The following is a 25,983-nucleotide window of genomic DNA, read 5'->3' as shown; positions in this document are numbered from 1 at the left end:
CAAGAAAAAAAATCAGATTGTATTTGACCCACAACAATCATTGAATTTTAAAATCATTGAATTTTAAATTAGAAAAAAATGAATCAAGATTATATAAAACCAGATAATTGGTCCATCATAGAAGAAGGATTTGATGTAGAGCGCGTGAAATCTTCTGAAAGTTTGTTCAGCATTGGCAACGGTGCTATGGGACAACGTGCTAATTTTGAAGAAAATTATACTGGCAAAACATTCCAAGGAAGTTATATTGCCGGAATTTACTATCCAGACAAGACAAAAGTAGGCTGGTGGAAAAACGGCTATCCAGAATATTTTGCTAAAGTTTTAAATGCACCCAACTGGATTGGAATTGAAATTGAAATCAACGGTGAAAAATTTGATTTGAATGCGTGTTCCAACGTGAAAAATTTCCGTCGGGAACTCAACATGAAAGAAGGCTGGTACCATCGTTCTTTTGAAGCTACTTTGAAAAACGGAACCGAAATAGCAGTCTCCATTCGTCGTTTTCTATCAATCGTTCTAGACGAAGTGGGAGTTATCAATTACGAAATTACGTCTTTGAACAAGGACTCAAAAATAATTTACAAACCCTATATCGACGCTGGTGTTAGCAATGAAGATGCCAACTGGGAAGAAAAATTTTGGGAACCTCTTGATGTTAAAAAATCAGGAAATGAAGCTTTTGTAACGGCTCAAACCTTCAAAACGCATTTCAAGGTGACCACTTTCATGCACAATAGCATTTTGACAAATGGTGAAAAAACAAGTATTTCGCCATCCAATATTGACGCAACTGCAGATAAAATTCAGTTTAGCTATGATGTAATTGTGGCTCAAGGCCAAAAATCATCCATTCAGAAAATTGGTGGTTATACGGTTTCTTTAAACCATGACAACACGGTAACCGCTGCCGAAAAAGCCATACAAGCCTCCTTAACTTTAGGCTACGACCAATTACTACAAGATCAAATTGATGCGTGGGCAAAAATCTGGGACATGTCAGACATTACCATTGATGGCGATGTCAAAGCACAACAAGGAATTCGTTTCAATATATTTCAATTGAACCAAACGTATTTAGGAAAAGATTCTCGATTAAATATTGGACCAAAAGGTTTTACTGGCGAAAAATATGGTGGATCTACCTATTGGGATACCGAGGCCTATTGCATTCCGTTCTACATGGCAACCAAAGACCAAGAAGTAGCCCGAAATTTATTGACGTACCGCTACAATCAATTGGACAAAGCCATAGAAAATGCTGCTAAATTAGGATTTACAAACGGCGCTGCTTTATACCCAATGGTTACTATGAACGGTGAAGAATGCCATAACGAATGGGAAATTACGTTTGAAGAAATTCACAGAAACGGAGCCATTGCATTTGCCATTTATAACTTTTATAGATTTACAGGAGACTACAGTTATATTCCTGAAAAGGGACTAGAAGTATTAATAGGAATTGCACGTTTCTGGCATCAAAGAGCGAATTTTTCGACTAATTTAAACCAATACGTAATCCTTGGAGTTACGGGTCCAAATGAATATGAAAACAATGTAAACAATAATTTCTATACCAATTATATTGCAAAATGGTGTTTAGAATATACGTACGAACAAATTCAGAAAGTATCTCTGGAATATCCCGTTGATCACAAGAGAATTACCGAAAAAGTAAAAATCACAGACGCGGAATTGCAATCTTGGAAAAAAGTATCGGATGCTATGTACTTTCCTTTTTCGGAAGAACATAACGTTTACTTGCAGCAAGATGGTTTCTTAGACAAGGAATTGGTTCGCGTGGCCGATTTAGACACAAGCCAAAGACCAATCAATCAAAAATGGTCTTGGGATAGAATTTTACGCTCGCCTTACATCAAACAAGCTGATGTTTTGCAGTGTTTCTACTTCTTCGAAGATCATTTTTCGAGAGAAGAACTAAAAAATAATTTTGAATTTTACGAATCGTTCACCGTTCATGAAAGTTCACTTTCGCCCTGCGTGCACTCGATTCAAGCTGCTTTATTAGACAAAATGGATATGGCGTACACGTTCTATTTAAGAACTTCACGCTTGGATTTAGATGACTACAACAAAGAAGTGGAAGAAGGATGTCATATTACATCGATGGCCGGAACTTGGATGAGTATTGTGGAAGGTTTTGGTGGAATGAGAATTAAAGACGATACGCTTCATTTTTCCCCAAAAATTCCAAAAGAATGGAAAGGGTATTCGTTTAAAATTAATTTCAGAAACCAGATTTTGACAGTCGCAATCAATCATAAAGAGACTATTTTTTCAATAGATGGGAATCAAGAAATAGCGATTGTTGTAAACGGTCAGCCAGTATTGGTTAACTCGGAACATTTAGCTACAGTATAATCAAAAATTGTTCGCAGGTATCGTTCCTTATAACATTCGATTAAAAGATATGTACTATTAAAAACAATCCCAATTTTCATTGGGATTGTTTGATTTGCAACCATTTAAAACACAAGAGAGAATTCAATTTCGACTTGAGGAGAAAAAAATTAAAACACTAAAAACATACTTAATAATGAATAAAATGATTCCTTTATTGCTACAAGATAAAAGCTTCCTAAAAAAAACAACTTTATTCCTTTTTTTTATGTCTTTAACTTTAAGCGCTCAAATCGACAAAATGGAACCTCCTTTTTGGTATGCAGGTATGCAAAATCCAGAATTGCAAATACTATTTTACGGGAAAGATATTGCACAAAATAAAGTTTCTGTATCTAATGGTATAAAAATTACTAACATTACAAAAACCGAAAATCCCAACTATATTTTTGTCACCATTGATACCAAAAAAGTGACTGCATCTGATTTTGTTTTTACTTTTAAAAACAACACAGCAACCCTTACACAAAAATACAGTCTCAAGAAACGAAGAGAAAATTCTGCGGAACGCAAAAGCTTTGATTCTTCGGATATGATGTATTTATTAATGCCAGACCGATTTGCCAATGGTAACAACAATAACGACAGTGAAAACAATACCAAAGAAAAACACAACAGAGAATTACCTGGCGGAAGACACGGTGGCGATATTGAAGGAATCATAAAAAACCTAGATTATATTGCGTCACTTGGCGCTACTGCAATTTGGAGTACGCCACTTTGCGAGGATAATGATGCAGCTTATTCGTATCATACTTACGGACAATCTGATGTGTATAAAATAGATCCGCGTTATGGAACCAATGAAGACTATGCAAGACTAGCAGCAGAAATGCACAAACGAAAAATGAAGCTCGTGATGGATTATGTAACCAATCACTGGGGTATTGAACATTGGATGATCAAAGATCTACCTACAAAAGAATGGATCAATCAATTTGAAACCTACACCCAAACCAATCACAAGCGAACAGTAATTCATGACATCAACGCTGCTGAAATTGATAAAAAAACAGCAATAGACGGTTGGTTTGTACCCACAATGCCTGATTTAAATTTAAAAAATCCGTTGACTTTAAAATACCTCATTCAAAATGCGATTTGGTGGATTGAATCATGTGATTTGGATGGCTTTAGAGTAGACACCTATAATTATTCAGATCCAAAAGGAATTGCAACTTGGACCAAATCTATCACCGATGAATATCCCAATTTTAATATTGTAGGCGAAATATGGATGCAAAGTCAGGCGCAAATGGCGTATTGGCAAAAAGACAGTAAAATTGCAGCCATCCAAAATTACAATTCTTACTTACCAAGTGTAATGGATTTTACACTTTACGAAGCCACAACAAAAGTATTCAACGAAGACGAAAGCGGTTGGGACAAAGGAATGATGAAATTGTATGACAATTTTACTAATGATTTTCTATATCCAAACCCCAGCAACATTTTAATCTTTGCAGAGAATCATGACACCAATCGAATCAATGAAACGTATGGAAACGACATAAGAAAATATAAAATGGCCATGACCGTTTTAGCAACCATCCGAGGTATTCCGCAATTGTATTATGGTAGCGAGATAGGCATGGCAGGCAATAAGGACAAGGGAGATGCAGCTATTCGTCAAGATTTTCCAGGCGGTTGGGATGGCGATGCGAACAATGCATTTACCAAAGAAGGACGAACTGCAACCCAAAACGAATACTTTGATTTTACGGCTAAATTGTTCAATTGGCGCAAAGCAAAAACAGCTATTCATACTGGAAAAATGACGCACTACATTCCAGAGAACAATGTGTATGCCTATTTTAGATACAACAATAATGAAACAGTGATGGTTTTAATAAACAACAGCAACGAAACTAAAACAATAAAAACCGATAGATTCAAAGAAAACATTAAGAACTTCAAAACAGGAAAAGATGTCATTTCTGAACTTACATTTGACGTATCAAACGAAATAATAATAGAACCTAAATCGGTTTTGATTTTAGAATTAAACTAATTTAAACTATACCATGCATTAAAGAAAAATAGGAGTTTAAAAGAAGGGTAAACTTCAAACTTATATGACTTACATGTTACAAAAAAATTATTTAAAACTTTAAAAATGAAAAAATATTCAATCCCACTTTTACTGTTTACTATGACAATTTTAAGCAGTTGTTCCAGCACAAAAAAGATTGCTGAGAGTAACAAAACACCTTTCGTTTGGGAAGGGGCGAACGTTTATTTCCTGATGACAGACCGTTTTAACAATGGTGACAAATCCAACGACTTAAACTTCAATAGAACCAAAACAACAGGAAAACTTCGTGGATTCGAAGGTGGAGATATCAAAGGAATTTCTCAAAAAATTGACGAAGGTTATTTTGACAAACTAGGAATTAATGCGATTTGGTTTACTCCAATAGTGGAACAAATTCACGATGGCGTAGATGAAGGAACTGGTTTAAGTTATGGCTTTCACGGCTATTGGACTAGAGATTGGACCACCTTAGATCCTAACTTTGGAACCATAGAAGACTTGGCGGCATTAGTTCAAAAAGCACACGCACACGGAATCAGAATTATTCTGGATGGCGTAATCAATCATACAGGACCTGTTACTGCTGAAGATACGGTTTGGCCAAATGACTGGGTGAGAACAGGACCAAATTGCGATTACAAATCGTTTGAGAACACAACTGCCTGCACGCTAATTTCTAATCTTGCGGATATAAAAACAGAGAGTCTACAAAATGTTGCTTTACCTCCTTTTCTTGTCGAAAAATGGAAAAAAGAAGGCCGCTACGAACAAGAAATAAAAGAAATCGATGCGTTTTTTGCTCGCACTGGATATCCAAGAGCTCCAAAATATTACATCATCAAATGGTTGACGGATTATATTACTGAATACGGAATTGACGGATACAGAGGCGACACTGTAAAACACACCGACGAAACAGTTTGGGCCGATTTCAAGACCCAATGTGATTACGCATTTGAAACTTGGAAGAAAAACAATCCATCAAAAGTATTAGACAACAATTCCTTTTACACCATTGCCGAAGTATACAATTACGGAATTAGCGGCGGACAAGATTTTGATTTTGGAGACAAAAAAGTAAACTATTTCATGAATGGTTTTAACAATATGATCAATTTCGAATTCAAATGGGATGCCCAGAAAGACTATGAATTTATTTTCTCTAAATATTCAAACAAGCTGAACAATGAGTTAAAAAGATACAGCGTTCTGAACTATATGTCTTCGCACGATGATGGCGCACCATTTGATGCAAAACGCAATAAAAGCAAAGAAACAGGAACTAAATTATTGCTTTCGCCTGGAGTTTCACAAGTGTATTACGGTGATGAAAGCGCTCGTTCATTAGTAATTGAAGGAACACAAGGCGATGCAACTTTACGATCTTTTATGAATTGGGAGGCCATAAAATCAAATCCTGAAACTCAAAAAACATTGTTGCATTGGCAAAAATTAGGTCAATTCCGAAAAAATCATCCATCAGTTGGAGCAGGAATTCACCAGCAAATTTCGACGAAACCGTATACTTTTTCCAGAACTTTTACTAAAGAAGAATATATCGATAAAGTAGTAGTTGCATTGGATTTAAAAATTGGTGCCAAAGAAATTTCAGTTGAAACCATTTTTGCGAACGGCACCTTATTAACAGATGCATACTCCGGAAAAGAAGCCCTAGTTGCTAATGGAAAAGTGACAATCGATACTGAATTTGACATTGTTTTATTAGAACTAAAAAAATAAGTCTAAAAATAATTACACTAGAACGCCTTTAGAAATGAAGGCGTTTTTTTTATGTTTACCTTTACCAAAAATTATAGACAATGCTCAAAATTGGACATCGTGGCGCAAAAGGATATGAACCTGAGAATACATTAGTCTCTTTCCAAAAAGCATTAGACATGCAAGTGGACGGCATTGAGCTCGACGTGCATTTGAGTGCTGATGGTGAAATAATCGTTATTCACGACGAAACCATTGACCGAACGACCAACGGAAAAGGTTTTGTAAATACATTATCTTTGCGCGAATTGAATGCTTTTCGAATAGATGGAAAGCACCAAATCCCGATGCTGAAAGAGGTTTTTGATTTGGTAAACCAAGACTGTTTTATCAATATTGAAATCAAAAGTTATGAGGCTACGGATAAAGTAGTTTCACTAATTGAAAAGTATGTCGCTAAAAAAGGCTGGAAATACGACCGATTTTTAGTTTCTAGTTTTGATTGGAATGCGTTGCAGCAAGTGGCATTTTTAAATGATAAAATTCCTATTGGCGTATTAACAGAAACCGATTTAGACTTGGCTTTGGCTTTCGCCAAATTCATTCAGGCAAAATCCATTCACCCACATTTTCATTTATTGACAAAAGAAAACACCGCGCAAATACAAGAAAAAGGATTGCAGGTTTTCCCCTGGACCATCAATGAATTAGAAGACATACAAAAAATAAAAACATTCCACGTAAACGGAATCATCACTGATTTCCCAAATAGAATATGAATCAGAATTTTGATATAATAATAGTAGGCGGAGGCGCAGCAGGTTTTTTTACAGCGATTAATATTGTGGAGAAAAATCCAAAACTGAAAGTCGCAATTTTAGAACGCGGTGCAGATGTTTTGCAAAAAGTTAGAATTTCCGGCGGTGGAAGATGCAACGTCACGCACGCTATTTTTGAGCCGAACGAATTAGTGAAATTTTACCCTCGTGGGGAAAAAGAACTACGCGGACCTTTTCATCAGTTTTGTTCAGGCGACACGATTGAATGGTTCGAAAAACATGGCGTAGAACTTAAAATTGAAGCAGACGGACGCATGTTCCCTGTTTCGAATTCGTCACAAACCATTATTGATTGTTTTCTAAAAGCAACTCAAAAACTAGGAATCTCGGTTCTTACCGGACAAAGTGTACAATCTATTTTCAATACCGAAGTTTCGGGAGAAAACGTTTGGAAGATAGAAACACCAACAGAAAATTATCTTGTCGAAAAGTTAATTTTAGCAACAGGAAGCAACCCGAAAGTATGGGAAATGCTTCAAAATTTTGGTCACGCTGTTATCAGTCCGGTCCCTTCCCTATTCACTTTCAACATCAAAGATTCCAGAATAAAAGAATTACCCGGAGTTGCGGCACAGGTTACCGTAACCGTAAAAGACACCAAACTCACATCAACAGGACCTTTATTAATTACCCATTGGGGAATGAGCGGACCAGCAATTTTGAAGCTCTCTGCTTGGGGTGCCCGAATTTTGCATGACAAAAGTTACCAGTTTACCATTTTTGTAAATTGGTTGAATGATGAAGACATAGCGGATGTTGAGAAAAAATTAAAAGACTTAAAACAGGAACACGCTAAAAAATCAGTTTCTAAGAAATCACCTTTCGAAATCACCAACAGATTATGGGAAAGCTTGGTTCTTGCTTCCGGAATTGAAGTGGAGACCAAATGGGCCGATTTGTCGAAAACGCACTTGCAAAATCTATCCAATCAATTAACAAAAGGAACTTTTCAAGTGAATGGAAAAAGTACTTTCAAAGAAGAATTTGTAACGGCTGGTGGAATCGATTTAAAGGAAATCAATTTCAAAACCATGGAAAGCAAATTGCATGAAAATCTATATTTTGCTGGAGAAATTGTAAATATCGATGCCATCACTGGCGGATTCAATTTTCAGAATGCATGGACAAGTGGGTCTATTGTGGCTAATGCTATCTAAAAACAGTATTAACAAGAGTTTATAAATCCACTAAGTTTTATTTAAGAAGATTCTGATAACTTTACTCCCGTATTATCAAATCTTTATGACAACAAAACTACTCGCTTCTATTTTCATTTTTATATTTTATCAAAGTGGGCTAGCACAAGGAAACAAAAGTATTCGGGGGCAAGTCTACTTTGACAAAACCGCGGCAACCAAAGTTGAGGTAATCAACGCAACCGCAAAAACAGTTACTTTGACCGATGCTGAAGGAAAGTTTACCATTGGTATCAATGTAAACGACCAATTGGTTTTTGTTGCTAAAAATCATAAAATAAAAGAAATAAAAATTTCGATAGCCGTATTAAACCAAGGTGACATTAAAATCTCATTATCCCCAAAAGTCGAAGAACTTAAAGAAGTAATAGTTCAAAGCATGCCATCAATAAAACTAAGTAAAGATGCAAAATGGGAACAAGCCAAACTTGATCAATACACATTAGAGAAAAATGCAAAAAAATTAAAAAATCCTGGAGTTTACACAGGGAGTATTGAAAACGGCATGGATTTAATGCGAATTGGAGAGATGATTCTTAAGCTATTCCTAAAAGAAAAAGAGGAAGTTAAAAAAGTAGCAATAACCGACATAGATTTTATAACACTAGCTAAATCGAGTTGTGACCAAAAATTTTATATCGAAACTTTAAAATTAAAATCAGATGAAATAGCTCTTTTCCTCCAGTTTTGTGAAGCCGACCCAAAATCGAAAACACTACTAGAAAATAGTACTGTTTTATCTATGATGGATTTTTTATCAATCAAAAATATTGAGTTTAAAAAGTTATGAAACTTTAAAGGAAACTAGCGTTTAATCACTCCATGAAAAAATGACTAAAACTAAAAACTTCCTACTATCTATTCAACCACCAAATACTTCCATTCAACACCGCAGCAAAACTCACCCACGCCAAATACGGAATAAACAAATAACCCGCAATTTTATTGATTTTAGCAAATTGAATGTAGGTTTCAAAAATCATCAACCACAATACAATTATTTCTAGTCCAGCAAGCATTGGGTTTTGTAATCCGAAGAACAAATACGACCACAAAGCATTAAGTGCCAATTGAATTGCAAAGAAAAGCAACGCTTTTTTCACGTCTTCTTTCTCAACTTCAATTCTGTCCCAAACCAATCCTGCGGCCACACCCATCATCACATAGAGCATACTCCAAACCGGTGCAAAAATCCAATTGGGTGGATTAAAACTAGGTTTTACTAAAGTCGGATACCATGTCGTAATAGCTGAACGAGTAACCATTCCAGAGAAATAACCAATGGCAAGACACGTAACGACAACTGCTAATATTCGGGTGATTTTATTCATTTTTACTTTTTCTAATGAAAGTCAAATTTACTCAAATATTCACTGGGATTCCATAAAATGAAAAAAGCTTTCGCTAAACCGGCAAACGGAGTACAATTGAAACTAATTTTAAGGAATTTAGTACAACATAAAAGTACATCCAGAAAATTTGACAAAATATTAATTGAAAAAGTCGCTTTTTACCTCAATGAAGATTTTACAACGTTACAGTTTTTTTTGTTGAATGATTTCAAATAATTCTTTTTTGTAGGTATCGCCAATAGGAATGCTTTTTCCGTTTATAAAAACATTTAAGGAATCCGTTTTCGTGATATGACGCAACGAAACAATAAATGATTTATGCGTTTTAACAAAGTCACTAGTTGGTAAAAAATCCTCGATACTTTTTAAGGTATTGTTAGTAATTACTTGTCTGTCCTTTAAATGAATGGCTACATAATTTTTCAGCCCTTCGATATAGCAAATCTCATTAATTTGCACTTTTTCAAAATTATTTTTACCATCAGTTTTGATAAAAATAAAATCATCCATCTCTTTTGGAATCTCCTTTACCTCAGCTTTAAAACTATTTTTCACTTTTAAAACCGCTTCGTAAAAACGTTCAAATTCAAATGGTTTCAATAAATAATCAACAGCATCCACTTCGTAACTTTGTATGGCAAACTGCGGATAAGCAGTAGTGAAAATAATTTTTGTTTTCCCTTTCACGAGTTTAGACAATTGCAAGCCTGTTAAATCTGGCATTTGAATATCCATAAAAACGAGGTCGACACCTCCTTCTTCTATTAGCGAAAGCGCCGTTAGTGCACTTGTGGTTGAGGAAACTAATTCTAAGAAAGGAACCCTACTCAAATATTTTTCTATCAATCGGATAGCAGGCGGTTCATCATCAACAATAAGGCATTTTATTACTTTCATAATTTATATTTTAAAGGGCAACTTCAGCAAGGTTGTAAACACATCATTAGAATTGGTGTAAAGTAAAACAAAATCCTCTTTATAAATCGCACTCAATCTACGTTCTAAATTGTCTTTTCCAATACCAGTATTCGTATACTTTTCTGAAGAAGAGATACTATTTGACGTTTCAATAATTACTTCATAATCTGTAATTTGTATTTTAATTTTGGCTGGAAAGGCTACATTATTAATCATTCCATGTTTAAAAATATTTTCTACAAAATGTATAAAAACAAGCGAAGGCACTCTTTGTTCGCCAACAATTCCCTCAACGGTGTATTCTAAAAATAAAGTATCTTCAAATCTTTTTCGGTGCAAATAAATGTAATCTTCTATGAATTTAATCTCTTTGCTCAGGGGCATAAATTCATTTCCAGCTTCATACGTTACATACCGCAGGAGTTGAGACAACCGATAGATATCTTTGGCCACCTTGGGTTGCACGTCAATTAAATCAGTGTAAAAAGTATTTAAGGTATTGAACAAAAAGTGAGGTTCGATTTGTGATTTAAGTAAATTCAATTCTGCTTTGTTGTAATCCAGTTCTAGTTTGTGCAGTCGACTTTGATTGGCAGCGAATTCAAAAAAGTAGTACACTACGGTACTATACAAAATTGATTTTATAGAAAAAATCGAATTGTCAAAAGTGTAGAACAAAAACTTACGGGATTCTTCAAAATAATTGTGCTTTCCTGTAAAATGATACAAAATGACTTCCTCAAGCAAGTATCGAACACGTCCAAAAATAATGATCAGGAATAGTACACCAATAGCAAATCTCCAATAATGTTTCTTTCCTAAAGTGTACGGACATACCAGATAATAATTAACAGCATACGTTGTAAATGTTGCCGTGTACATGATGATTTGATTGTAGTTTAAGGGGAGTTGAAAATTCCTCAAAAAGCCTTCCCCGCCTCCATATACATAATCCGAAAAAAGGTCCATTAGTACCATCACGAGTAAGAGCCCTAGATGAAAGTACCATTGTTTTTTATTTATTTCCATGGTCCGAATTTACACATTCTAACATTATCTTCTCACGTTTTTGGACGAACACCTATTTTCTTTGTACGAACAGGTTTTTTTCAACCAAAATAATAAAAAAGTTCTTTTTTCAGGTTTCATGTAGTAGAAAACCTCGATGGTGTAAAACCAGTTTTTGCCTTTGTAATCTCCTATACATTTGCTAACAACAAAACCAAACAACATGAAAACCACCATCGCCTTTTTACTATTTTTCAACATTAGCCTACTTTTTGCACAAGAAACCAAACTTACTGGAGTCGTTACTACAAAAAACGGTGCCGAAAAAGTAGCCTTTGCAAACGTTGCTATATTTGATGCTGCAAGCAATACTTTTTTCAAATATACCACAACAGATGAAAACGGATTATACGAAATACAACTTCCTACTACTTCTTTTTTTGTTAAGATTGAGTTGTTGGGTTTTAAAACGGTACAGTCAAAAACTTTTGTATCAACTACTAAAAACATAACTCAAAATTTTGAATTAGAGGAAGATTCAGTAGCGCTAAACGAAGTTGTAGTGCTGCAAAAGAAGAGCATAATAAAACTCAGCAGAGACAAGATGATTGTAGATATTGACAAAGCAGGTTTTGGCAATGGCAATGACGGACTAGAAACCTTAAGCAAATTGCCTGGTGTACAATTAGACAAAGATGACAATGTAGTATTTAGAGGCAACGCCAACCTTCAAATAATGATTGACGGAAAGCCATCTCTTTTATCAGGTGAGGAGTTGAAACAGTATCTTAAATCAGTAGATGGCGCCAACATTAAATCGATTGAAATAATAGCAAATCCTTCTGCAAAATATGATGCCTCGGGAAGTGCAGGAATTTTTAATATCGTTCTAAAAAAATCAGCTGCTACTGGTTTAACTGGAAATGCAAGAACCTCAGTAGGCTATGCTGAGTTTATCAAAAACAGTAATGGACTAAATCTGTACAATAATACCGCAAAATGGAATCTGAAATTGGGTATGAATTACGGCTATGTAGAAAGTGTAAATCGCAGAACGATAGACCAAACCGTAGTAACGCCAACAATCACCACTACTTTGCAACAAAAAAATGATTGGCTACCGGTTTCAAACAATTATTCAGGAAATTTTGGAGCAGGATACAAAATAAATAAAAATGCGAGCATGGGTGCTTCAGCCAATTATTCCTTGTACAAAAGTGATGAATTTACAAAAGGACGTACCAACGAATTTGATGATATGGTTTACAAAAGATACACCATCTTAAACACTCAAAACGACTTGGTAAACAAAACACTAACGGGAACTGTATTTTACAATTTCGCATCTGATAGTTTGGATACCAAAATAGATGCTCAAATAAATTATGCTAATTATAAAAATGATAGCGACCGCATTACGACCAACTCCTACTTCACATCGGATACGAATGAAATGTACCGCAAAACCGAAGATGTTAAATATCAAAACCCTACAAACTTTAATATCATCAGTGCACGAGTAGACTTCGAGAAAAAGATTAATGACAAATTCAACTTTGAAACCGGTAGCAAACTGAGTTACGTAAACAATGACTACACCATTATTTTAAAAGATAGAAATGATCAAGGAGAATACATTACCAACACTAACAGAAGCAATCAATTAATTTACAAAGAATCCATTCTATCGGGCTATGGCATTACCAATTTCACCAAAGGGAATTTTGACATTCAAGCCGGACTAAGAGCAGAATATATCAATTACAATGCAACCTCATTAACCTCAAATAATACTAATAAAGACAACTATTTATCGCTTTTCCCTTCCTTCAGTATTAACGGAAATTTCAAAAACGATCAATTCAAATTTTCATACAGCCGCCGTATTCAAAGACCACGCTACTTGTACTTAAATCCTTATTTTGAATATATTGATACCTACAACGTATCTGTAGGGAATCCAAATTTAACACCTCAATTTACAGATGCATTTGAAGTGGTGTGGATTAAAAAACAAAAAACGTCACTTTCCCTTTTTGCTAATTTCTTGAAAGATGAAATGTACCAAATTATTGATTATGATACTGATACCAAAATAACTACTTTGTCCTATGACAATATCGGAAAGTCAAAAACTATTGGATTGTCAATCAATACCAGCATTACCGTTAAAAAATGGTGGGAAGCACAACTTAGTAGCGAGCTTACATATGGCCAAGCAACTTCTGATTTAGAAGGCTACAAATTTAACGATAGTGGTGTCTCATTTTCGGGCGCATTAAATCAATCATTTACTTTGGCTAAAGATTGGAGCGCTACTTGGAACAGTTTTTACAGCCAAAATGGCGCTTACGGAAACACCACTTTCAAACCATCCTACGACATGTCATTTACGATGAGAAAAGACTTTTTTGACAAAAAAATTCGTTTGAACTTGAGTGCTCAAAATGTATTAAGAAAGAGCCAATGGATACAAAGCACCAAACAAGATAATGTAACTACTAATTGGGTCAATCGATGGGAAACTCGCAAAATAACGGTATCCCTTACGTACAATTTTGGAACAGCAAAAAAGAAAGAAGTAAAAGAGGCTGACCTGAATGACGAGCAAAACAGATTGTAAGGGAAAGTAATGCGGTTTTTATTCTAAAAATGGTGCCGATTTCAAAAAACTACGAATCAGTGGTTGCGAAAAAAAAGTATCTTTGCGTAAATTTTTCATTTTATGATTGCAGCAAACGATTTTATTCCATTATCATATACCAATACAGTTGAAAGCGGAAATTTTCAATGGAGCGCCCCCAGTAATATTGCACTTGTAAAATACTGGGGGAAAAAAGAGAATCAAATTCCAGCTAATCCATCGGTTAGTTTTACCTTGAATAATTGCAAAACGATTACCAAATTGGCTTTCGCCAAAAAAGAAAACGACGGTTCTTTCTCGTTTGATTTGCTTTTTGAAGGGCATCCTAAAGAAGATTTCAAACCGAAAATTCAAAAGTTTTTGGAGCGAATAGAAATTTATTTACCGTTTTTAAAAGACTATCATTTTACGATTGATACAGAAAATACGTTTCCGCACAGTTCCGGAATTGCGTCATCAGCATCAGGAATGGCAGCTTTAGCAATAAACTTGATGAGTTTAGAAAAAGCGTTAAACCCAGCAATGTCTGACGATTATTTCTATCAGAAAGCATCTTTACTTGCCCGTTTGGGTTCTGGAAGTGCTTGCCGAAGTGTAAAAGGACAAGTCGTGGTTTGGGGAAACCAAGCCAATATCCCAGGAAGTTCAGACTTATTTGGAGTTGAATTTCCGCATGCGATTCATGCTAATTTTTCGAATTTTCAAGACACGATTTTACTGGTTGACAAAGGCGAAAAACAAGTTTCAAGTACCGTAGGTCATGACTTGATGCACAACCATCCTTTTGCCGAAAGGCGATTTGCTCAAGCACACGAAAATTTAGATGCATTGATTACTATTTTTGAAAGTGGCGATTTAATCGCGTTTATCAAAATTGTAGAAAGCGAAGCCTTGACATTACACGCCATGATGATGACTTCTATGCCGTATTTTATCTTGATGAAACCAAACACATTACAAATCATTAATGCTATTTGGAAATTTAGGAATGAAACGCAAATTCCCGTTTGTTTCACCCTAGATGCTGGTGCCAATGTACATGTTTTGTATCCCGAAAACGTTAGCGAAAAAGTTTTGCAATTTATTAAAGACGAATTAGTTGGCTATTGTCAAAATGGGCAGTACATTTGTGATCAAATAGGAAACGGAGCAGCGCTTGTTTAATCTTTTTTTGTGTATCTTTAAACATTATTAAAAAAAAGTTGATGGATATTCAATCAGAAAAAATAGAATTGATCAAAATGTTACTCGCAACTACTGATGTCACTTTATTAAAAGCTGTAAGAAACGTTTTTGAAAAACAACAACAAACCGTTTGGACAGAACTATCAGCCGAAGAACAAGAACAAATTGAAATTAAAATCCAAGAAGACAATCGAGGCGATCAATTGGATTTATAAAATAAATACATTACAATTACCAACCCCAAATTGTTAATTTAAAATACATATGAAAGGACCTTTATTTTATTCAAAAATATTACTCTTTGGAGAATACGGAATCATTCGTGACTCAAAAGGGCTTTCAATTCCATATAATTTTTATAATGGTGCGCTAAAAAAAGAGGATAATCCCTCTCACGAAGCAATCCAATCAAACGGTCACTTGAAACGTTTTGTAACGTATTTAGAGACATTGCAAAACGAGCAACCAGAACTTGTTACTTTTGATTTATCTCTTTTAAAAGAAGATGTTGAAACCGGAATGTATTTTGACTCTAGCATCCCACAAGGATATGGAGTTGGAAGTAGTGGCGCATTAGTAGCTGCTATTTACGACAAATATGCAAACCATAAAATAACAGTTTTAGAAAACCTAACCCGTGAAAAATTATTGCAATTAAAAAACATATTTTCTCAAATGGAGAGTTTTTTCCACGGGAAAAGTTCAGGATTAGATCCTTTGAATAGTTACTTGAGTATTCCAATTTTAATTAATTCTAAAGATCACATTGAAGCAACGGGAATTCCTACTCAAAGTTTTGATGGTAAAGGTGCTGTATTTTTATTAGATTCAGGTATTGTGGGCGAAACCGCTCCGATGGTAAATATCTTTATGGAAAACCTAAAAGACAAAGGTTTTAGAACCATGCTGAAAAATCAATTTGTAAAATATACCGACGCATGCGTTGAAAATTTCTTAGGCGGAGATATGAAATCACTTTTCATGAACACTAAGAAGCTTTCAAAAGTAGTTTTAAACAATTTTAAACCTATGATTCCTGAGCAATTTCATGGAATCTGGCAACAAGGAATTGACAGCAATGACTATTATCTAAAACTCTGTGGGTCAGGTGGCGGAGGTTATATTTTGGGCTTTACCGAAGATTTAGAGCGCGCAAAAGCATCGTTGAAAGATTATAAACTAGAAGTAGTATATCAGTTTTAACAATTAAATTGTAACAAACTATTAGGTACTCGATACTAATAATCGGAATCAAAACTTTATTAATGAGAAAGTTTTGATTCCGATTTGTGTTTTTATAGCCCTCGATCCAATATCGACTATTGCAAATTATCTATTGGGTAGTTCCGTAATAAATACTTTGTCATAAGCAAAAAGATTAAACTATTTTAATGAAATTTAACATTACTTATCTTTAAAAATATATATCTTTAACATTATCCTAATATAATTCGTGATTTACTATATGCTACAAAAAAAGAATGATACAATCTCTCAGTTCAATACCGTCTTCATTCCACTAGCAATAGTTGTATTATCTTGTTCCTTGTTAATTTTAGTGAACTTTTTTACTATTAAAATCCTATATTCTTCCCGCGCTTACGTTAATGGTGAATCTCATTATTCTAAAGCACAAAAAGAGGGTACAAGACACCTAACGACCTATCTATTTACCAAAGAGACCAAGCACTGGCTAGCCTACAATAGAGAAATTAAAGTGCCTCTGGGCGATCGAGATGCAAGGATTGCATTATTGAATAACAAATCTATTGCAGAAATAAAAAAAGGCTTCAGCGCAGGCAGAAACGACAAAAAAGATTTAGACACAATGATCTGGCTTTTTGAAAACTTTAAAAACGTTCCCTTTTTCACGAAAGCAATAATCAAATGGGGTGAAGCTGACGCTTCAATCGAAAAACTTGTTGTATTAGCCAATCACATACATCGAAGAATAAACAAAAAAGAAATAGATTTAAGAGAAAAACAAATTATTTTAGGCCAAATAAATAGTATTGCTACAAAAATAAGCATCAGTCAAAGTCAATTCTCTGATACACTTGGTGAAGGTACACATACTATAAAAAACAACTTATTACTCATTAATATCGTTCTCACACTAATTATCATAGGAAGTGTGAGCATCTACTACAATTTTTTGGTTACTAAATTAAAGCGACTAACGACAGAAACCGAACAGAAAAACAACAAATTATTACTAGCTAATAAGGAACTGGACAAGTTTGTTTATAGTGCTTCTCATGATCTACGAGCACCTATATCCTCTTTGCAAGGACTTATTGAGGTTATGAAACTAGAGGACGACATAACGGAATGTAAAACATACTTGAATCTCATGCATGAAAGCCTCAACAAACAAGACAAATACATTCGAGACATCATCGATTATTCTAGAAACACAAGAAAACAAATAAACATTACCGAAGTAAACCTCAACACTATCGTTCAGGAGGCTATTTCTCAAAATCAGTTCACAAAAGATTCAGATAAAATAAAAATAACAACTGATCTCGAGGTCGAAAAAATTAAAAGTGATGCACTTAAACTAAAAATAATTATCAATAATTTTATATCAAATGCTATAAAATACGCCGATCCTAAAAAGGACAATAAGTTCTTTTCGATCAAAACATATCGGAATGGAAATTGCTGCAATATCGAATTTAAAGATAACGGCATTGGTATTGACTTAGAATACCAAGATAAAATTTTTGAAATGTTTTTTGTAACAAGCAATAACAATAACGGAACTGGATTAGGACTTTATATCGTGAAAGAGGCTGTCGAAAACCTAAATGGGACAATTACAGTATGCTCAAAAATAAACATTGGAACAACATTTACAGTAATCATCCCCGAACAATATGAAGCAAAATTATAAGGTCTTAATTATCGATGATAACGTCATTGACCAAATTGTTACGAAGCAATTATTAAAAAAGCACCTAAATTTAACCGAAATACATGCGGTGAGTGGTGGCAAACAGGGACTGGAATGGCTTAGAAACTTTAAAAACGAAGTACAATACCAGCTCATTATTCTATTAGACATCAAAATGCCACAAATGGATGGCTTTGAATTCCTTGAGGAATATAAAAAACTTGATAAAGAACTAACTAGCCAAATTATCATATTCATGCTATCTTCTACATTAGATCCTTTAGACAAAAAGAGAGCAAAAAACAACAGCTCTGTCAAAACACTTCTGTGTAAACCGCTAGCAGTAGACGAACTTTGTTTATTACTAGAGAAGGAGTTGAGAGATGACGATACACTTTTTCAAACTTATACTAAATCACTTTAGCTACTATCGTTCTAAAAAATATGTTTAAAAGATTATTAAGGCAATATTAAAAACAAAACCCTAAATTTGAGACCAAATTAAGGCGTTACTTTAACTATATAATACTTAAAACTCTTTCATAGAATGTTCAGCAGAAAACAGAAACTTTTATTGATGAAAATTATCAGTTTGTTCTCTGTTGTGCGAGGATACAACATTCCCATCATTATTTTAGCCCAGTATCTTTCGGCTGTATTTATTTTGGCTCCCGAAAAAAGGGCGCTTGATATTTTACTCGATTTCAATTTATTTATTCTGGTTTTCGCATCTTCACTAACGATTGCATCCGGATATATCATCAATAACTTTTACGATAGTCAGAAGGATTTAATCAACCGTCCTACTAAATCGATGCTGGATCGATTGGTGAGTCAAAAAACAAAATTAAACGTTTATTTTACACTTAATTTCATTGTCGCTTTGATGGCTTTGTTTGTTTCGTGGCGTGTATTTTTATTCTTTTCAGGATATATATTTTTCATTTGGTTGTACTCCCATAAAATAAAAAAATACCCAATCATAGGAAACCTAATGGCTGCTTTACTGGCTGTTTTGCCTTTTTTTGCGATACTTCTGTATTTTTACACCCGAATTCCATTTGAAGAAATTGAAAATTACAAACAGCAACTTGGAGTAATATTTGCGCATGCCTCCTTTTTGTTTTTGCTGTTGCTCATTCGGGAAATGATTAAAGATTTAGAAAATCTTAAGGGGGATTTAGTAAACGACTACAAAACGATTCCCATTGTTTACGGCGAGGAAACATCAAAAAAAATAATTACTCTTTTGACTCTTTTGACAGTACTTCCTGTTTATCTTTTGATCGAAATTTACGATGTTGGCTACATGGACGGCTACTTTTATTCCTGTTTGATAGTACTTATTTTTTTTCTGATTTACCTGTGGAAGTCAACTACTAAGCTACAATTCTTGTTGCTTCATAATCTTTTAAAATTTCTTATCGTAGCTGGAGTCTTTTGCATTGTTTTGATTAATCCAAGTGTTTTATGGCACGGGAAAAGATTGTTGATGACGGTTTAGATTCATTCTAGTTTTAGCATATAAAAGTGTTGCAAAAACACTCTGAAAGACTACCAAATGTTTCATTGAAGATAGCCCCGATAGTAGTGAAAATCCTTTTCTTTTTTCCTTTAAAAAAGAAAAGATTGCAACGGATAGCGGGAATTAGCTCCAAAAAAAACGATACTTAAATATATTAATTAGCTTACTAACTAGCCAGTTAGCGTTTTTATAATTGGCGGTTATTGATTGTCAAGTATATAAATAGTATCTTTGCACAAATTATTGGAATATTATGAATAAAAAGGAAGGCAATAATAAGAAAAGTGGTCCAAGAGCAGCTAGCTCAAGACCCAGTTCAAATAAGCCAAAACCTGCCATGCAGAAGCGCGCCCAAGGGCCAAAAAAAGTTAAAGTTACTACTAAAGTTGCCGATATCGCTACTGATAAAGTAGAGAAAAAACCAAATCAAGCACCAAAGAGACCGAAAGTAAAAGACGAAATTCGTTTGAATAAATACATTGCAAATTCTGGTGCGTGCTCGCGTCGTGATGCGGATATTTACATTCAATCTGGTACTGTAAAAGTAAATGGAATTCCTGTAACCGAAATGGGATACATGGTAAAACCGGGAGATGTTGTTAATTTTGATGGATCTACATTGACTCCAGAGAAAAAAGTATACATCTTGCTGAACAAACCTAAAAACTTCACCACTGCTATGGATGAAGGTCAGGAATACCGTAATGTATTAGAACTGGTAAAAGGTTCTACTACTGCAAAAATTGGTGCAGTAGGACGAATGGACAAAAACACAACTGGTTTGTTATTGTTCACGAACGATACGGACATGATTCGTAAGTTTACATTACCAAGTCAAAAATCATCTAAAATTTACCAAGTTTCATTAGATAAAAACTTAAAATTTGAAGATTTAGAAAAAATCCAAAAAGGATTAACACTAGACGGTCACCGTGTTTTTGTAGAAGACGTAAGTTACATAGAAGGCGAGGCAAAAAGTGAAATCGGATTGCAATTAAGATCAGCTAACGTGAAAGTTGTTCGTTCTATCTTTGAACACTTTAGCTATGATGTACTGCGTATCGACAGAGTTTCTTTTGCAGGTTTAACCAAAAAGAATTTACCTAGAGGAAACTGGAGGTTGCTTACCGAACAAGAAATCATCAATTTGAAAAACGTTTAATACATTTTCAAATTATAAATAGTAAATCCCGTTTCGCATTGCGAAAGGGGATTTTTTGATTAAAAACACAATCTTACAATAGTATGACGCCAGAAAAATTACAATCAATTGCTTTTAAATGGTTTGAAAGTTTCAACAATAAAGAATTAGAAAAATTACTATCCTTATACGATGACGATGCGGTACATTTTAGTCCAAAACTAAAAATGCAACATCCCGAAAGCGATGGTTTTGTTAGCGGCAAAGAAGCTTTGCGTAGCTGGTGGAAAGATGCTTTTGAACGTTTACCCAGTTTAAACTACAAAGTAAAATCGCTCACCGCAAATGGAGACCGCGTATTCATGGAATATACCAGAACGGTTACTGGTGAAGTTGACCTGCAAGTGGCAGAAGTCCTAGACATTAAAGAAAATAAAATAATTGCCTCGAGAGTGTATCACGGATAAAAAATTGATTTTTTTAAATCTGGTATTGTACGTATATGCCAAAACAGATACCTAAGATCCCATTCATTTTAAACCAAATGGGATTTTTTTTTGACCGATAAGGAATGAAAATATAAAAAGTCCGTGTACCGCATTACAATAGCAATATATTTGGGGTAATAATTAATTATTTTTGGATAAATTAGCTTCACTAATAATCAAATCTAAACAATGAAAAAAATAACCACACTTTTCTTCGCAATAACAGCATCTTTGCTGCTTATTAATTGTAAATCTGAAGACAAAAAACAAGATTTTACAAGTTTAACAAAAAGCTATTTTGACGACAAAAACGCTATGGATCCTTTAGGAGCAACACAAAGTGGTCAAAATCAATACAACGATCAGTTGCAATTTGAAATGACAGACAGTTATAGAAATTCGCAAGCTGCTTTTTATGACAAATACGAAACAGCATTAAATACAATTTCAAAAGAAAACTTAACAGCGGAAGAAAAAAACAGCTACGAAATCATAAAATGGGAAGTTGAGATTGGAAAAAATCTACTCAAACAACCGACCAATTTACTTCCTGTACATCAATTTTGGGGTACACACCTTACGATGGGACAATTTGCAGGAGGAACTAGCGCACAACCTTTTAAAACTGAGCAAGACTACACCAATTTCTTGAAAAGAATGGAAAAATACTCCGTTTGGATCGATTCGGCAATGGTCTACATGAAAAAAGGAATGGCAAAAGGAGTAGTATTACCTAAATCACTGACGGTAAAACTAATTCCGCAATTTGCAGAGATGGCGACACCCAAAATCGAAGATAATTTATTTTACTCTGCCATTAAACTGATGCCAGACTCTTTCCCGGAAAGTATCAAAAAAGATTTAACAGCCAAGTATACTGCCACCATCAACGACAAACTGATTCCGAAGTATAAAAAAATGGCTGATTTCTTAAACAAGGAATACCTTCCTGCATCTAGAACAACAAGCGGAATAGGCAGTTTGCCTTTTGGAAAAGATTTATATGCTGCCTACGTAAAGCAATGGACCACTACTGATATGACTCCCGAAGCCATTCATGAATTAGGATTGAAAGAAGTAGCCCGATTGACTGCCGAAATGGAAAAGGTAAAAACTCAAGTGGGTTTTAAAGGTACATTAATCGAGTTTTTTGAAGAGGTTCGAAACAAAAAAGAATTAAAACCATTTACAAAACCAGAGGAGGTTATTGCTAATTTTCAAAGTATTTACACGCGTATTAAACCCAACGTAGACAAATTATTTGCATTACAACCGCAAACAAAATTTGAAATCAGACGCACAGAAGCTTTTAGAGAACAAACAGCGAGTGCCGAGTATAATCAAGGAACGGCTGACGGAACGCGACCAGGAATTTTTTATGTTCCTATTCCAGATGTAGCAAATTATAACATGTATGGTGACGAAGATTTATTTTTACATGAAGCAATACCGGGACATCACTTCCAAATATCCTTGCAGCAGGAAAACAAAAGCTTGCCTGATTTTAGAAAATTCAATTGGTTTGGTGCTTACGGCGAAGGCTGGGCATTATACACCGAGAGTTTAGGTAAAGAGTTAGGATTGTATCAAGATCCGTATCAGTATTTTGGTATGCTGGGCAATGAAATGCACCGAGCGGTTCGATTAGTGGTAGATACTGGTTTACACGCTAAAGGTTGGTCGAGAGAGAAAGCTATCCAGTTTTCTTTAGCCAATGAAGCCGAAAGTGAAGCGAGTATTATCCCTGAAATAGAGCGTTACATGGCTATTCCTGGACAAGCACTTTCGTATAAAATTGGTCAGTTAAAAATAATGGAGCTCCGCAAAAAAGCCGAAACTAAAATGGGAGCTAAATTTGATATTAAAAAATTCCATGAAAAAGTATTAGAATCAGGTGTAATGCCTTTAGCATTATTAGAGATGAAAATAAATGCGTGGATAGAAAACAAATAAATTTCACCTATAACTATAAAAAAAGCTTCTCGATTGAGAAGCTTTTTTTGTGCGGTATTTAAAAAGTCAAACCCATTTTTCTAATACATTTTAAGAAAACTTAATAAATTACTTTTTCTTGCTGCTTGATTGGTTAGGATTCATTTGTTTACCTCTATTTCCTTCATTTTTCGCATTTTGTTTATTCACTCCGCTATTTCCTTTGTTGGGATTTTGAATATTAGCAGCGTTGTCTGCTGGTGTTACTTTTTTTGACATTTTTAATAATTTTTTAAATTGTTTCTAATTATTTTTTCGATGTATTTCCTCGACCTTTCCCAGATTCATTTCCTGTTTTACTAGGATAGTTTTGATTTTGTAATGGACTACTTGGTTTCGGGCTGTTTACAGGGCCTTGTAAAGGTTTTGAATTGCTCCTTTTTATTAATTTTAATTTATTAGTTATAGTTATTGATTGAATTTCCTGTTTTAATTGAACAATTAGGTTGTGGAGGACTTCTTGTTCTTTGATTACTAATCATCTTATGCTATTTTTAATTTTGATCTTTCCCAAGTATAGTTACCACCTCGTTCATCAAATTTTAAAGCATCATAATTCATTTGTTGAATAGCCGCATCACAACCTACTTCTAAAATAGGATCACTGTAAAAATGTTTTCCAGTTGTATTGTCAAAAAAACGACCTGCCGGATCAACCATTACGTAACTTCCCTTCATTTGATGGTTATTTTCGGGTACTATCTTGGTAATATTCTCTAATGATTTATGATTTTCAAGAAAATTATTAAATTGCTCTTGAGATGCTAAAAACGAATCAATTTTTAGGTCATTTTGTCCCATTATGGGTAAAACTTGAAGTATTTTCCAACGGCTTGGCTGACTGTAAATAATAAAATCTGACAGGTTTTCATCACAATTTTTCGCATTAACTACAGTATTGATTTTTAATCCATATCCGTAATATTTTATTTTATCTACTAGCTCAAAATAGTTTGATTTTTTAATGGTTTTTTTGCCCAAAACGGCTCTACCTGTAGCTAAATTGGTTTCATCACTCAAACTATCAACGCTCAAAGCAATCCAATCTAATATGTTTTGATTAGCCAATAAAAATTCATCTGTTAGATTAGTGCCGTTGGTTACAATCATAGTTGTTAAACCTGTATTTTTTGCTGTAGCAATTAATTCTGGCAACCAACCGCATAATGTGGGTTCGCCACCTGCAAACGTGATTTTTTGAAAACCTGCTTTTGCCAACTTAGAAACTACTTCAATGGCTTGTTCTTTTGGCAGATGCCCTTTGGGTAAAATACTTTTCTTAACATCTTGAAAAGTTGCGAAACAAAATTGGCAACGCATATTACACGGTTCCCATAAATGAAAATTAACTGCTGGTATCATTTTAGTTTTTTTAGTTTGATACAGCAAATCTCAGCAAGAAGTGATTAGAAAAATAATGTAGGATAATATTACCTTATCGCAAGGAACGAAAGGATTCAAATGAGGAATAAGAGCGGTTTATTTCTTTAATTGCTTAATAATTGGCTGGTAGTTTTCGGAGACTGGTAGGTGTTTAGTTTCTAATTTTCCTAATGCAGTAAAAAATTCTACCTCAACTGATTCAGTCCTCTTGTGGTAGGCTTTTATGTGATTTAGATTCACTCTAAAAGATTTATGAATAGTAATGAAATGAGACTTTAACAACCCTTTTTCTTCCATTTTAGAAAATGAAAAATCAATGAGATTTTCAGTTTTCCGATTCGTAAAATGTATTTGTTTGTTGTTAGACTCTGCTCCATTGGCTTTATCAGATGACAGATAAACAATACTATTGATCGCTATTTTGTTTCGTTTTGAGTTACCAAAATCCAAATGTATGAAATGCTCTTTTTTGAAAAAATCGACTTCTTTCAGAAAGCGTGTTGTGGTTTTCAAAAATTCTTGTTCCGTAAACGGTTTTGTAATATGATCAACACACAAATCATGGTTGCGTTTCAACATTTCAATTTCTTTGATATACTGTCCTGTATTACTACTAACAAATAAAACGGGTAGCTTTAAATCAAAAGCCACTTCCATCCCTGTCATATAGGAATCCCCTAAATTAAGATCCAGAAACAATATCTCAGGACTTATGAATTTTGCTTCTTCCAGAAAGTTTTTGGCAGAAGTACAAGTTAAAACTACATCTATTAAACCAGTGCTTTCAAGCATAAGCTTATTTTTATTCAATTGTTCCTGGTTATCATCGAGTAAAGCAGCTTTTAGTTTTGACATTCCTATTAATTAAGTAAGATAAATGAGCCTTTCATTTTTCAAATATAGGACAAAAGTGACGAACGTTAATTCTTTTGTCTATACATTTCTTTCTTAAAAAACTTGAATTAGTTAGCTATTAAAATTATAAAAATCACGTCAACGGTATAAAATTTCCCGTTATTTGCACACTTAAATTGTACTTTTTTTGTAAGAATAACTCTTAAAAATCACGTTAAATCACGTTAAATTGGAATTAGCTGATCAATATCACTAGAATTTGCAACTGATTGATTATGAAAAAGATTTGAAAAATAAAATCAAAATCATGAAGGATGATATAGAAATATTCACTGCTATCCGAAAGTCTAAAATAAAAAGAGCCTTAGAATCCCGTATTTTTG

The 25,983-nt window shown here is 34.2% G+C and carries 22 protein-coding genes; 16 read left to right on the top strand and 6 right to left on the bottom strand.

Annotation, left to right across the window (positions count from 1 at the left end; all coding sequences use genetic code 11):
• Positions 1–78 precede the first annotated feature (78 nt).
• The 6 genes from AC061C_RS08560 (at position 79) to AC061C_RS08535 (ending at position 9,000) form a co-directional block, all read left to right on the top strand.
• Positions 79–2,382: a maltose phosphorylase MdxK gene (locus AC061C_RS08560; RefSeq protein WP_478290819.1), complete on the top strand. Its 2,304-nt coding sequence runs from the start codon at positions 79–81 to the stop codon at positions 2,380–2,382.
• A gap of 175 nt (positions 2,383–2,557) precedes the next feature.
• On the top strand, positions 2,558–4,432 hold the full coding sequence (locus AC061C_RS08555) for a glycoside hydrolase family 13 protein (RefSeq protein WP_478290818.1): 1,875 nt from the start codon (positions 2,558–2,560) through the stop codon (positions 4,430–4,432).
• Between the two features lie 105 nt (positions 4,433–4,537).
• Entirely contained in the window at positions 4,538–6,196 is a 1,659-nt protein-coding gene (locus AC061C_RS08550) for an alpha-amylase family glycosyl hydrolase (RefSeq protein ID WP_478290817.1), read from the top strand.
• Between the two features lie 80 nt (positions 6,197–6,276).
• Positions 6,277–6,954, top strand: coding sequence for a glycerophosphodiester phosphodiesterase (locus AC061C_RS08545; RefSeq protein ID WP_417968865.1), 678 nt, complete (start codon positions 6,277–6,279; stop codon positions 6,952–6,954).
• On the top strand, positions 6,951–8,171 hold the full coding sequence (locus AC061C_RS08540; RefSeq protein ID WP_478290816.1) for a BaiN/RdsA family NAD(P)/FAD-dependent oxidoreductase: 1,221 nt from the start codon (positions 6,951–6,953) through the stop codon (positions 8,169–8,171). The genes AC061C_RS08545 and AC061C_RS08540 overlap by 4 nt, the downstream gene beginning before the upstream one ends.
• An 85-nt stretch (positions 8,172–8,256) precedes the next feature.
• A complete protein-coding gene (locus AC061C_RS08535) occupies positions 8,257–9,000 on the top strand; it encodes a BamP family beta-assembly machinery protein (protein WP_478290815.1) in 744 nt (247 codons plus the stop codon).
• A gap of 64 nt (positions 9,001–9,064) precedes the next feature.
• On the opposite strand, the gene AC061C_RS08530 is transcribed toward AC061C_RS08535, so the two are convergent.
• The 3 genes from AC061C_RS08530 to AC061C_RS08520 all read right to left on the bottom strand — a co-directional run bounded on the left by AC061C_RS08530 (position 9,065) and on the right by AC061C_RS08520 (position 11,509).
• Complete coding sequence (locus AC061C_RS08530) at positions 9,065–9,541, bottom strand: TspO/MBR family protein (RefSeq protein ID WP_478290814.1); 477 nt, start codon at positions 9,539–9,541, stop codon at positions 9,065–9,067.
• A gap of 204 nt (positions 9,542–9,745) precedes the next feature.
• Positions 9,746–10,459: a LytR/AlgR family response regulator transcription factor gene (locus tag AC061C_RS08525; RefSeq protein ID WP_478290813.1), complete on the bottom strand. Its 714-nt coding sequence runs from the start codon at positions 10,457–10,459 to the stop codon at positions 9,746–9,748.
• Between the two features lie 3 nt (positions 10,460–10,462).
• On the bottom strand, positions 10,463–11,509 hold the full coding sequence (locus tag AC061C_RS08520) for a sensor histidine kinase (protein WP_478290812.1): 1,047 nt from the start codon (positions 11,507–11,509) through the stop codon (positions 10,463–10,465).
• Positions 11,510–11,711: 202 nt separating this feature from the next.
• On the opposite strand from AC061C_RS08520, the gene AC061C_RS08515 reads away from it, so the two are divergent.
• The 10 genes from AC061C_RS08515 (at position 11,712) to AC061C_RS08470 (ending at position 23,323) form a co-directional block, all read left to right on the top strand.
• Entirely contained in the window at positions 11,712–14,111 is a 2,400-nt protein-coding gene (locus AC061C_RS08515) for a TonB-dependent receptor (RefSeq protein ID WP_478290811.1), read from the top strand.
• A gap of 102 nt (positions 14,112–14,213) precedes the next feature.
• A complete protein-coding gene (locus tag AC061C_RS08510; protein WP_478290810.1) occupies positions 14,214–15,296 on the top strand; it encodes a diphosphomevalonate decarboxylase in 1,083 nt (360 codons plus the stop codon).
• A gap of 41 nt (positions 15,297–15,337) precedes the next feature.
• Positions 15,338–15,532: a hypothetical protein gene (locus AC061C_RS08505; RefSeq protein ID WP_309755039.1), complete on the top strand. Its 195-nt coding sequence runs from the start codon at positions 15,338–15,340 to the stop codon at positions 15,530–15,532.
• A 49-nt stretch (positions 15,533–15,581) separates the two neighbouring features.
• On the top strand, positions 15,582–16,520 hold the full coding sequence (locus AC061C_RS08500; RefSeq protein WP_478290809.1) for a mevalonate kinase family protein: 939 nt from the start codon (positions 15,582–15,584) through the stop codon (positions 16,518–16,520).
• Between the two features lie 262 nt (positions 16,521–16,782).
• On the top strand, positions 16,783–18,216 hold the full coding sequence (locus AC061C_RS08495; RefSeq protein ID WP_478290808.1) for a sensor histidine kinase: 1,434 nt from the start codon (positions 16,783–16,785) through the stop codon (positions 18,214–18,216).
• On the top strand, positions 18,200–18,640 hold the full coding sequence (locus tag AC061C_RS08490; RefSeq protein ID WP_478290807.1) for a response regulator: 441 nt from the start codon (positions 18,200–18,202) through the stop codon (positions 18,638–18,640). Before AC061C_RS08495 ends, AC061C_RS08490 begins: the two co-directional genes overlap by 17 nt.
• 123 nt (positions 18,641–18,763) lie before the next feature.
• On the top strand, positions 18,764–19,720 hold the full coding sequence (locus AC061C_RS08485) for a geranylgeranylglycerol-phosphate geranylgeranyltransferase (protein WP_478290806.1): 957 nt from the start codon (positions 18,764–18,766) through the stop codon (positions 19,718–19,720).
• Positions 19,721–19,994: 274 nt separating this feature from the next.
• Positions 19,995–20,903: a pseudouridine synthase gene (locus tag AC061C_RS08480; protein WP_478290805.1), complete on the top strand. Its 909-nt coding sequence runs from the start codon at positions 19,995–19,997 to the stop codon at positions 20,901–20,903.
• Positions 20,904–20,986: 83 nt separating this feature from the next.
• On the top strand, positions 20,987–21,349 hold the full coding sequence (locus tag AC061C_RS08475; RefSeq protein ID WP_478290804.1) for a nuclear transport factor 2 family protein: 363 nt from the start codon (positions 20,987–20,989) through the stop codon (positions 21,347–21,349).
• A 210-nt stretch (positions 21,350–21,559) separates the two neighbouring features.
• Positions 21,560–23,323: a DUF885 domain-containing protein gene (locus AC061C_RS08470; RefSeq protein WP_478290803.1), complete on the top strand. Its 1,764-nt coding sequence runs from the start codon at positions 21,560–21,562 to the stop codon at positions 23,321–23,323.
• Positions 23,324–23,431: 108 nt separating this feature from the next.
• Here the strand turns inward: AC061C_RS08470 and AC061C_RS08465 are convergent, their stop codons facing one another.
• The 3 genes from AC061C_RS08465 to AC061C_RS08455 form a co-directional block, all read right to left on the bottom strand.
• Entirely contained in the window at positions 23,432–23,581 is a 150-nt protein-coding gene (locus tag AC061C_RS08465) for a hypothetical protein (protein WP_478290802.1), read from the bottom strand.
• A 264-nt stretch (positions 23,582–23,845) separates the two neighbouring features.
• Positions 23,846–24,724: a viperin family antiviral radical SAM protein gene (locus AC061C_RS08460; RefSeq protein WP_478290801.1), complete on the bottom strand. Its 879-nt coding sequence runs from the start codon at positions 24,722–24,724 to the stop codon at positions 23,846–23,848.
• Positions 24,725–24,841: 117 nt separating this feature from the next.
• Positions 24,842–25,600 carry a LytR/AlgR family response regulator transcription factor gene (locus tag AC061C_RS08455; protein WP_478290800.1) on the bottom strand — a complete coding sequence of 253 codons (759 nt, stop codon included), beginning with the start codon at positions 25,598–25,600 and terminating at the stop codon, positions 24,842–24,844.
• Between the last annotated feature and the right edge of the window lie 383 nt (positions 25,601–25,983).

It is taken from the genome of Flavobacterium sp. GNP010 (genome assembly GCF_056428945.1).
Note: the sequence above shows the minus strand (reverse complement) of the source record. Positions and strands in the feature narration are given on the sequence as shown.